This window comes from Pseudonocardia xishanensis, assembly GCF_039541715.1.
GTDB lineage: Bacteria > Actinomycetota > Actinomycetes > Mycobacteriales > Pseudonocardiaceae > Pseudonocardia > Pseudonocardia xishanensis.
Genome location: NZ_BAABGT010000052.1, coordinates 1 through 9,229, shown reverse-complemented (window position 1 = coordinate 9,229; position 9,229 = coordinate 1). Strand labels below are relative to the sequence as shown.

Annotated in this window: 13 protein-coding genes; all 13 read left to right on the top strand. The window is 69.7% G+C overall.

Annotated features, from left to right (window positions below; translation table 11 throughout):
- Positions 1-719, top strand: a 719-nt coding sequence (locus tag ABD993_RS19160) for a hypothetical protein (RefSeq protein WP_345420048.1), incomplete at its 5' end; no start/stop codon positions are given.
- Positions 720-1,085: 366 nt separating this feature from the next.
- Entirely contained in the window at positions 1,086-1,412 is a 327-nt protein-coding gene (locus ABD993_RS19155; protein WP_345420045.1) for a hypothetical protein, read from the top strand.
- A gap of 359 nt (positions 1,413-1,771) precedes the next feature.
- Positions 1,772-2,257, top strand: a complete 486-nt coding sequence (locus tag ABD993_RS19150) for a hypothetical protein (RefSeq protein WP_345420042.1) — start codon at positions 1,772-1,774, stop codon at positions 2,255-2,257.
- Between the two features lie 32 nt (positions 2,258-2,289).
- Complete coding sequence (locus ABD993_RS19145) at positions 2,290-2,868, top strand: SAF domain-containing protein (RefSeq protein WP_345420039.1); 579 nt, start codon at positions 2,290-2,292, stop codon at positions 2,866-2,868.
- A gap of 4 nt (positions 2,869-2,872) precedes the next feature.
- The gene (locus ABD993_RS19140; protein ID WP_345420036.1) at positions 2,873-3,613 is read left to right on the top strand and encodes a CpaE/TadZ family protein; all 741 of its coding nucleotides are present in this window, start codon (positions 2,873-2,875) and stop codon (positions 3,611-3,613) included.
- Entirely contained in the window at positions 3,610-4,956 is a 1,347-nt protein-coding gene (locus ABD993_RS19135; protein ID WP_345420033.1) for a TadA family conjugal transfer-associated ATPase, read from the top strand. The genes ABD993_RS19140 and ABD993_RS19135 overlap by 4 nt, the downstream gene beginning before the upstream one ends.
- Positions 4,957-5,192: 236 nt before the next feature.
- Positions 5,193-5,831 carry a type II secretion system F family protein gene (locus ABD993_RS19130; RefSeq protein ID WP_345420030.1) on the top strand — a complete coding sequence of 213 codons (639 nt, stop codon included), beginning with the start codon at positions 5,193-5,195 and terminating at the stop codon, positions 5,829-5,831.
- Positions 5,750-6,703, top strand: coding sequence for a type II secretion system F family protein (locus tag ABD993_RS19125; RefSeq protein ID WP_345420027.1), 954 nt, complete (start codon positions 5,750-5,752; stop codon positions 6,701-6,703). The genes ABD993_RS19130 and ABD993_RS19125 overlap by 82 nt, the downstream gene beginning before the upstream one ends.
- Before the next feature lie 15 nt (positions 6,704-6,718).
- Positions 6,719-6,922, top strand: coding sequence for a hypothetical protein (locus ABD993_RS19120; protein WP_345420024.1), 204 nt, complete (start codon positions 6,719-6,721; stop codon positions 6,920-6,922).
- A complete protein-coding gene (locus ABD993_RS19115; RefSeq protein ID WP_345420021.1) occupies positions 6,919-7,302 on the top strand; it encodes a hypothetical protein in 384 nt (127 codons plus the stop codon). Before ABD993_RS19120 ends, ABD993_RS19115 begins: the two co-directional genes overlap by 4 nt.
- 38 nt (positions 7,303-7,340) lie before the next feature.
- Positions 7,341-7,721, top strand: coding sequence for a hypothetical protein (locus ABD993_RS19110; RefSeq protein ID WP_345420018.1), 381 nt, complete (start codon positions 7,341-7,343; stop codon positions 7,719-7,721).
- Entirely contained in the window at positions 7,718-8,131 is a 414-nt protein-coding gene (locus ABD993_RS19105) for a TadG family pilus assembly protein (protein ID WP_345420015.1), read from the top strand. The genes ABD993_RS19110 and ABD993_RS19105 overlap by 4 nt, the downstream gene beginning before the upstream one ends.
- Entirely contained in the window at positions 8,131-8,826 is a 696-nt protein-coding gene (locus ABD993_RS19100) for a LysM peptidoglycan-binding domain-containing protein (RefSeq protein ID WP_345420013.1), read from the top strand. Before ABD993_RS19105 ends, ABD993_RS19100 begins: the two co-directional genes overlap by 1 nt.
- Positions 8,827-9,229 lie beyond the last annotated feature (403 nt).

Genomic DNA, 9,229 nt, shown 5'->3' with positions numbered 1-9,229 from the left:
ATGCTGCCAGGACCGCCGACACCGACGGGACCGGGCCCACTACTTCTGAAACGACGTCTAAGCACCGAATAACACGTGCCGTCCAAGCCTTCCGAGGCAAGGAGTTCATTCCAGCCCTCCCCCCTGAGGGTGGCGGGTCCTCGGCCCGGGTCAAGACCTACGCCAGCAAGCACGAGCAGCTCTCCGCCAACGTCGGCTGGTGCTTCACGCCGAACAACGCCATCACTGAGCCGCTGTCTGCCATCCCGCTGAAGCTCTACAGCAAGACCAAGTCGGGCAAGAAGGAAGACGTCGGCGAGCACGAGATCCTCTACTTGATCGACAACCCACGGCACGGGCTGACCGGTGAACAGCTACGTCAGCTGGATGGTTCGTACGTGAACTTCACCGGCGAGACCTACATCCTCATGCTCGACAAAGCCGGAGCCTTCGAGCCGCGCAAGGGTCAGTTGCCAGGAGCGTTGGACATCTTCCCTTCGCACAAGGTGGGCTTCCACCTGGGCGAGGTCTACACGGCATCGACGGTCTCGTACGCGGGCAGCTACCCGATCCGCTCCTTCATCAGGAACATCAACCCGAGTCTCGAGACCTCCACGGCTCCTCCAGGTCAGGCGACTAGACCTCGACCATCTCCGGCGCACGCTCGCACGACGGGACGCGCCGTTCGCAACGTTGCTCGCTGGTCGTTCGCGGTCGTTCGCTTTGCTCCATCCGAGTGATCTGATCTCATTCGACCTCGGAACCGAGACGCGCCTGCGACGGTCACCCGCGGGTGAACGCCGAGGCCGCCACGGTCGGACTCGCCGACGGGAGACAGGGTCATGCGAACGAGCGCGAACGACGTGCGAACGGCCGCGACGAGGCTGGGAGCTGTGCTCATGTCCTCCCGCGCCCGCGTGGCCCCGTCCGCCGCTGCCGCCGCGCTCTGCGTGTCGGTGGTGGCGGGCTGTTCGGAGTCATCCGCTCCTGCGCCCATCCCGTCGCCTTCGCCGGCTCCGTCGGCAGCCGACGCTCTCGCGGCATACGCGGAGTTTTGGCGGCTGAGTGGGCTCGCGTCACAGACGCCGGGGAGTCAGGACTGGGTCGTGCCCCTCTCGACGGTGGCGCGCGGCCAGGCGCTCGATGATCTCGTGCTCGAGATCCGCAACTATGAATCCCTGCCGGCTCATCTGGAGGGGCAGGTGCGGACCGAGCCCGTCGTGGATCCCTCAGTCCCGCCGACCGCGGACCGCGTCGCGGTGCTCGACTGCGTCGACATCAGCGGCTCCACGCTCGTCGCGGACGGCGACGGCAGGGTGCTCGACGACCAGCAGAACCAGTCGACCCGCTACCGCTATCGCGCGGTCGTCGCGAGGGAGGGATCACGGTGGCTTGTGGAACGCACCTCCCCCGCCTTGGACGAGCCGTGCTGACCGCTGCGGCAGTGGGGCTCACGGTGGCGGCAGCCACCGGGGCCGGCCCGTCGCCGATGCTCCAGCAACCCGGACGCTGTGCGGTGGTGGTCAGCTCTGGCCGATGCCTTGTCCAGGCAGCAGATCCCGGCCGCCCCGGTGGCCCAGAAGCACCGGCAGTGACGCCACAGACGCCACGAACGTCCGGACCGTCACCGCGGAGTCGAGCAGCCGCGGCGCTCCCGGCCACGCGCGACCAAGCCGACGCCACGGCCGACGAGATCCAGCGCGCGCTCGGCGTCGTCGACCAGCCGGAGGCTATCCCGGCCGAAGTCCCGGGCCCCGCTCCCGTCGTCGCGCAACCAGTGGTGGATCCCGCCGTGCCTGCCCAGATCGCCATCAACGAGCTCGACCTGGCGGCGCCGACCATCCGGTTCTCGGGAGGCGACCCGGCGGTCGTCGGAGTCCCCGTCTGGTTGTGGCTCGACGGCGTCGATGGGATTCCACCATCGGCGACCGCCGCGGTGGGCACGGCTAGAGTCACCGCCACCGCGCGGCTGACCGCGGTCGAATGGACGCTGGGACCACCCGGGGCGGAGATCGTCTGTCGTGGTGCGGGCACCCCGTGGATCGGCCAGGACGGGCCGTCACCCGACTGCGGCTACAGCTACACGCTGCGATCCCTCCCGGAGCGGACCGGCGGCTCCGGTCGGTTCCCCGTGACGGCGACGGCTGTGTGGCAGGTCGCCTGGCAGGGGATCTCCGCCGGGGCCCCGGTCGAGGGCGGGGAGGAGCTTCGATTGACCACCGAGACGTCGATCGCGGTCGACGAGGTCCAGACACTCGTGGTGGGCGAGGGCGAATGACGACCGAGACCTCTGCGCCACGCTCCTCTACCGTGTCTCGCACCCCTCACGGTGTCCATCGACGGCGGAGCCAGATCGTTGCGGCGGGCCTGGCGGCCTTCGGCGTTCTCGCCTCGTTCTTCGTGATCAGCAGTCTTGCCGACAGAGAGCAGGTCGTCGCGGTAGCTCGGACGGTCTCCGTCGGGTCGGTCATCCGCGTGGAGGACGTGACACCGGCGCAGCTGCCCCGAGACTCCGGGCTCGCAGGCCTCGCATGGAGCGAGGTCGGCCGCGTCGTCGGGCAGACAGCAGCCACGACGCTGTTGCCGGGCCAGATCGTGGTCCCGCAATCCCTTGGTGCTGCCCCGGTGCCAGGACCAGGCCAGGCTGTCGTCGGGATCGCGGTCTCCGCAGGGCTGGCACCGTCGACGGCTCTTGGCCGCGGCGACCGGGTCGCGATCATCGACACGACGACAGGCGGGTCCGGGACCCTGGGGGAGGTCCTCGCAGAGGCGACGAGCGGGGCCCAGATCCGCACCATCGACATCGTGGTCGATGCGGCCGATGCTGCCGGAGTAGCGGCGCTGTCCCGGTCCGGGCAGGCGGCGGTGGTCCTGCTCGAGGATCGATGAGCCGATGATGATCAGCGTCGTCACCACGAAGGGGAGCCCCGGCGCGACCACACTCTGCCTGGCCCTGGCGTCCAGCTGGCCGGAGCCGGTGATCGTGTTCGACGTCGATCCTCAGTGCGGCAGCGTGTTGACCGGGTTGACCGACGGCGCCGTGCAGACCGAGCACGTACTGGTCGATGTGCTCGTGGATGCCCGCCGTACCTCTCTCGAGTCCGCCCTGCAGCGGCACGTCTCCCGGCCGGTCCCCCACGGACCGCTGTTGCTCGGTGGCTTCGGAGCACCCGAGCAGGCGATAGGGGTGGACTTTGCCTCCCTCGCCAGGAAGTTCACCGAGATCGTCGACGCGGACGTGATCGTCGACGTCGGGCGGTTCGCAATCTCGCACCCGGTCAACGCCCTCCTTCACGAGAGCGATCTCGTCCTGGTCGTCACGGACTCCTCGTTCAACGGAGTTCGTGCCCTCGTCCGGAGCCTCCCCGCCCTGACCCGAGAGGCGGACGACGTGCCGATCGCCCTCGCTGTCGTGGATCCCGACAAGCCCTACGGGGGGCAGGACATCGGCAGGGCGTGTCAGAGGAAGGTCCTCGGAGAGATCCCCTTCGACCCGCGAACGGCGGCCGTCTGGTCGGATGCCGCCCCGCTGCCGTCGCGCCACCGACGCCGTCCATTGACCCGCGCCGCGGAGCAACTCGCCACCACGATCCGAGCCGAGCTCGATGCCTATGCCGACGGTGTGTCGGCATGAGCGACCAGACGATCGCTGAAATCCACGGTGCTGTGCTCGACCGCCTCGGGCGCCTCGGTGGCCGGGACAGGCTGACCACCGCGGACCAACGTCAGCTGATCCGCTCCTGGATCGGGGAGGAGCTGTCCACCGAGTCCGAGCGACGGAGCGACGCCGGCCTCGTCCAGCTCACCTCGGCGGAGGAGTCGACCATTCTCCGGCGGGTCGAGAATGCGATCTGGGGCCTCGGGGCACTCCAAGAACTGCTCGACAACCCGGACATCGAGGACGTTTACATCACGGGCTGCGATCCGCCGCTCGTGCGCTTCCGGGACGGAGTCATCCGCCGCGCACCGACGGGGCTCGCTGAGTCCGACACCGCGCTCATCGAGCAGATCCAGTTCATCGCCGGACACCACTCGACCTCCGAGCGGGCCTTCTCGCCCTCGCAGCCGTTCCTCAACATGCGCCTGCCAGACGGCTCTCGCCTGGCGGCGATGCGCGACGTGGTCCGCCGGCCCACGGTGACCATCCGCCGTCACCGGCTCGCTCGCCTGACACTCGACGATCTGGTCCGGATGGGCACGCTGTCCGAGCAGGCTGCCGAGTTCATTCGCGCGGTCGTCCGGGCCAAGGGCAACATCATCTTCACCGGTCCCCCGGGAGTCGGGAAGACGACGCTCGCGCGCAGCGCCGCAAGGGAGATCCCGTCGACCGAGCGGGTCGCGACGCTGGAGACGGAGTTCGAGCTCGGGCTGGCCGATCTCCCTGACGCGTCCCCGTTGCTGATTGCCTTGGAAGCCCGTCCCGGCTCGACGGAGTCGGATCCAGTGACCGGGCATCGCGCAGGCGAGATCACGCTCTCCGACCTCGTTCACCAGGTACTTCGGATGTCGGTCACCCGGGTCATCGTCGGAGAGGTGCGTGGCGCGGAGGCGCTCCCGATGCTGGAGGCGATGAACGCCGGAATGCCCGGCTCGATGTGCACGCTGCATGCCGGTTCGGCCGGGGAGGCCTTCGAGCGCCTGGTCACCGCCGCGATGAAGGGCGCCGGCCACGGCTGGTCCGACTCCTTCGTGACCCGACTCGCCGCGCAGGGCGTCGACTACGTGATCCACATGCGCCAGCTGGATCACCCGGCTTTGGGCGGGCAGCGTCGCATCGTCAGCGAGATCGCCGAGGTGACCGGGGTGACGGAGACGGGCGTCGTCGCGCTCAACCGGATCTTCGCCCCCGATCCCACGGGAACGGACCCGCGCGCGGTCTTTCGGATGCTGCCGCAGAACCGGCAGCGCTTCGAGGAGGCGGGCATCGATCTCACGACTCTTCTCCCTCGGGCGAACGGCCAGGTGCGAGTGCGGTGATCACCATCCTGTACGTCCTCGGAGCCGCCGGCGGTGCAGCGCTCGGGCTCGCTGTCGCGCTCGTCATCGCCCCCAGTGCACTCCCCCGCCGCATGCCTCGATTCGCCCCTGCCCACTCGCTCCTCCGGGCCGCTCGCTCGCCAGGAGTGTCCCGCGCGCGTGAGCGGGTCCGGGTGATTGCCTGGCTCATGGCAGGGGTCGCCGCCGCGGGACTCACGAGGTGGCCCGTCGCCGGGGTGGCGATCGCAGCCACGGGAAGCTGGTTGCCGTGGCTGCTGGGCTCGGCCGCCGTCGCCGAGGAACGCATCGCCACCCTCGCCGCGCTCGCCACCTGGTGTCGTCGGATGTCCGATCTCCTCGTCGGAGGAGGTGCGCCCGGACTGACCGCCGCCGTCATCGCTGCGGCCGAGGCCGCGCCGTCGGAGATCGAGCAACCGGTGCGCCGCCTCGCCTCGGACCTGCAGATGTCTCAGGGCGACCGCGTCGCAGCCTTCGGCGCATTCGCGGACGGGATCGGGGACCGCAGCGGAGACTCCGTGGCCGCCGCACTCGCCCTCGCGCTGACTCACCAGACGCCTGGGGTGGCCTTCGTTCTCCGCCAGTCGGCGGCCTCATTGGAACGAGAGGTGCGTGCCCGCCGCGAGGTCGAGGCGGATCGCGCCGAGGCACGGCAGTCGATCTCGACACTCCTGCTCATCCAGGCGGGCGTGTTCGCCCTGGTCGCCGTCGCCCCCGGCTTCGCCGACTCCTATCGAACTCTCGGCGGGCAGATGATCATGGCGGTGCTACTCGGTTGCACGGTGGCCGTGCTCGTCTGGATGCGTCGTATCGCACTGGGCACGCCGGCGCCCCGCTTCTTCGGAGCGCAGCGATGATCCTCACTGTCGTCGGCGCGGCCGCGGGGGGCGCGCTCGGCCTCTCCGCCGCCCTGATGTTCAACACCTTCCAGCGGTGGCGCCCAAGCCTCGAGGACGCGCTGAGGCTGAGCCACGAGCGCAACCGCACGCTCGGGTCGACGGCACCCACCCGGTCAGGACGGGTGCGGGCGTCCCTCGACCGTCTCCCGGTGGGTGTCGATACCCAGGACCTTCGCATCGTCGGGATCAGCCGGTCCGATCTCGCGGTCCGACGAATCATCGAGGCCCTCGCCGGGTTGCTCTGTGGCCCACTTTTCCTGGCGATGAAGGCGGTGCTGGAGGTTCAGCTACCCGCCACCATCGCGGTGGCCTTCACCGTCCTGGGCGCGTGGACGGGCTGGAGCAGCGCAGCCCGTCGGGTCCGCCTGCGCGCCGACGCACGTCGCGACGAACTTCGCCACGCTCTGGTCACCTACCTCCAGCAGGTGAGCCTCCTGAGGCGTGCAGGCGCTGGCGTCGTCACGGCCTTCCGCGGCCCTGCCGAGTTGCTGACGACCACCTGGGCCTTCACCCAGATCGGTCACCACCTCGAGATGGCCGAGCGAGCCGGACGAATGCCCTGGGACGGGCTCCAGAGGCTGAGCGAGGAGATCGACCTTCCCGAGCTCGACGACATCAGTGCCATCGCCCGGTCGGCCGGGAGCGACGGAGGTGCGGTCATCGAGACCCTGCTCGCCCGGGCGGACACCCTCGAAGACGAGCTCCGGTCGGACGCACATGCCGCCGCCAACCGCGCGAGCGTCCGGATGAACACACCAGGCGCGGTGCAGGTCTTTCTGATCACCGCGTGGGTCCTGGTGCCCGCCACGTCGTTCCTGATGTCTCTCTAGCTCCGGAGGTCCACCATGCGCACCATCCTGTCGTCGCTCCGCCTCGGGATCACCGAGGCCCACCTCGCCCTCCTCCGCCGAACCGGCCCGATCGACGAGCGCGGCGGCGGACGAAACAGCGACGAGGGCTTCCATATCGGAGCGGGAGCGGTGATCGGGGGTCTTATCCTCACCGCCGTCGGCGGGTACGTCGCCAAGAAGTTGGGCGCACTCGAATGACGGCGACGTCCGAACGGGGCGGTGCCGTCAGCGTCCAGCTCGCCCTGCTCTGGAGCGCGCTGCTGGTCATCCTGCTGGCCGGGGTCCAGGTCTCGCTGGTCGCGATCTCCTCGCAGCTCGCCCTCACCGCGGCCGAGGATGGCCTCCGGTCCGGCCGCTACGCCGCGGTGCGGACGCCATCGGCCTCAGCGCAGGCAGCCGCCCTCCAATTCATCCAGACCCACGCCGACGGTCTGATCAGCGACCCGTCCGTCGAGGCGGAGGAGAATGCAGGCGTCCTGACGGTCCGGGTGTCCGGCCAGGTGACAGGGCTTCTTCCAGACCTCGGGCTGACCGTCGATCGGACAGCGTCGGCCGCGATCGAGAGGCCGGCCGGATGAGGATCGAAATCGGCTGCGAGCGGGGTGGAGGCCCCTCGGTGGAGGCAGCGATCCTCGCCGGCACCCTCGGCTTGGTCATCGCCTTCGGCATCGCCGGAGTCCGCGTCGCAATGGCTGAGTCGGCCACCTCGCAGGCCGCGGCGTCCGCAGCCCGCATCGCCTCAATCCAACGAGATCCGGATGCGGCCACGACCCTCGCTGAGGAGGAGGCACGCGAAGCGCTGAGCCGGCGCGGGATCCGCTGCGCCTCAATGACTGTCGTCGTGACAGTCGACGAGGACGGCGGGCTCGCGGTCGTTCGCGCGGAGGTCAGCTGCGATGCGTTGTGGTCCGACCTCGCGATCCCCGGTGTGCCCGGAGCTCACCGCACCACGGCCAGCGCCGTCAGCCCCATCGACACCCTTCGGGAGCGTGGATGAACGAGCGCGGTGGCGGCTCGATGACCGTGCCGGGGATGCTTCTCGCCCTCGCCCTGACCTTCTCCGCATGCCTCGGGATCGACGGTGTCCGAAAGGCCCAGCAGCTGGCCGACGCCGACGCCATCGCTGAGGAGGCAGCCCGAGCCGGGGCCCAACAGGTCGACATCACCGAGCTCCGCCGCGGGAGGCTCGTCCTGGACGGCACGCGGGCGGTGGCCTCAGCAGTTCAGTTCGCTGAACTGGCCGAAGCGACGGCGACCGCCGAGGTGACCCCGGACGGTCGAGTTCGTGTGCAGGTCCTCCTGGCGCGGCCGTCGTTCCTGCTCGGTCTGTTGGGGGTCGAGACCCTCACCAGCAGCGGCTCCGCGGAATCGGAGCCGCTGATGATCTCCTCCGGAGGACCCCGGTGATGGCGACCGTCTACCGGCTCGCACGCGCCGTGACCTCTGTGGCGGTGCTGCTGGCGCTCGTCGTCGGCATCCCGATCACGCTCGTTCGCTTCGGCAGCCGACACGTCCCCGACGGCGTACCCAGCCTCGACGAGATCACGGTCGTGCTCCTGCACGTCGAGGACGGGCGACTCCTGATCGGCCTGCTCATCGTCGCCGTCTGGGTCTTCTGGCTCTACCTCGTGATCGCGGTGGCGATCGACGTCGTCGACGTCCTTCGCAACGGCGTCGAGGTCCTCCACGGTCGGCGAGTCGGCCCCCGCGCCCTCACCGGCACGCTCATCGTGTGGGCTCTGACGACGCTCAACGGCCCGTCCGCATCAGCCGCGCCGCCTATGCCAGCTCCAGCGCTGACCGCGGCGCACACTCCCTCAGCGGCCGCCCCCCACGCTGACACCTACCTCGTCAAGCCACGGGACACGTTGTGGGACATCGCCTCTCGTGAGCTTGGGGATCCGCTTCGCTGGAGGGACATCCTCGACCTCAACCGAGGCCGACCCCAGGCGGACAACGCCACATTGACCGACGCCGGTCACCTCAAGCCCGGATGGCTGCTCGTCCTGCCTGCCTCGCAACCGTCCGACGGAATCACCGTCCGCAGCGGCGACACACTCGCGTCCATCGCTCAAGCAGAGCTCGGAGACGCTCGCCGCTAGCCCGAGATCTTCGAGGCGTCGCGCGACATCGTGCAGCCCGACGGCACACACCTGGCAAGCCCAGGCCTGATCCGCCCGGGCTGGCTGCTGCGGCTGCCCGGCGAGGACACGGGTAGTCCGCAGGCCGTCGAGACGGCTCCTCCGGCACCTGCGCAACCTCCGGCCCCGCCACAGGAGCCCCCTCAGTCGGAACCCCCTGTCCCCCAGCCTTCTCAGACCGCCCCAGCCCCGTCGACGGCGCAGGACGCGCCCGACCCCGTCCACGACGATGTCTCTCCCCTGCCGCTGGCGCTCGGTGTCGGAGGAGTGGTAGCCACCGGATTCATCGGCCTGCTCGTGCTGCTTAGACGTCGTTTCAGAAGTCGGCGTGTCGGTCCTGTGTGGAGTCGTGCTGGTCGGTGAT

Coding starts and splice junctions, on each gene's coding strand:
- ABD993_RS19140 (WP_345420036.1), top strand. CDS start 2,873: ATGATGATCAGCGTCGTCACCACGAAGGGGAGCCCCGGCGCGACCACA.
- ABD993_RS19135 (WP_345420033.1), top strand. CDS start 3,610: ATGAGCGACCAGACGATCGCTGAAATCCACGGTGCTGTGCTCGACCGC.
- ABD993_RS19120 (WP_345420024.1), top strand. CDS start 6,719: ATGCGCACCATCCTGTCGTCGCTCCGCCTCGGGATCACCGAGGCCCAC.
- ABD993_RS19115 (WP_345420021.1), top strand. CDS start 6,919: ATGACGGCGACGTCCGAACGGGGCGGTGCCGTCAGCGTCCAGCTCGCC.
- ABD993_RS19105 (WP_345420015.1), top strand. CDS start 7,718: ATGAACGAGCGCGGTGGCGGCTCGATGACCGTGCCGGGGATGCTTCTC.
- ABD993_RS19100 (WP_345420013.1), top strand. CDS start 8,131: ATGGCGACCGTCTACCGGCTCGCACGCGCCGTGACCTCTGTGGCGGTG.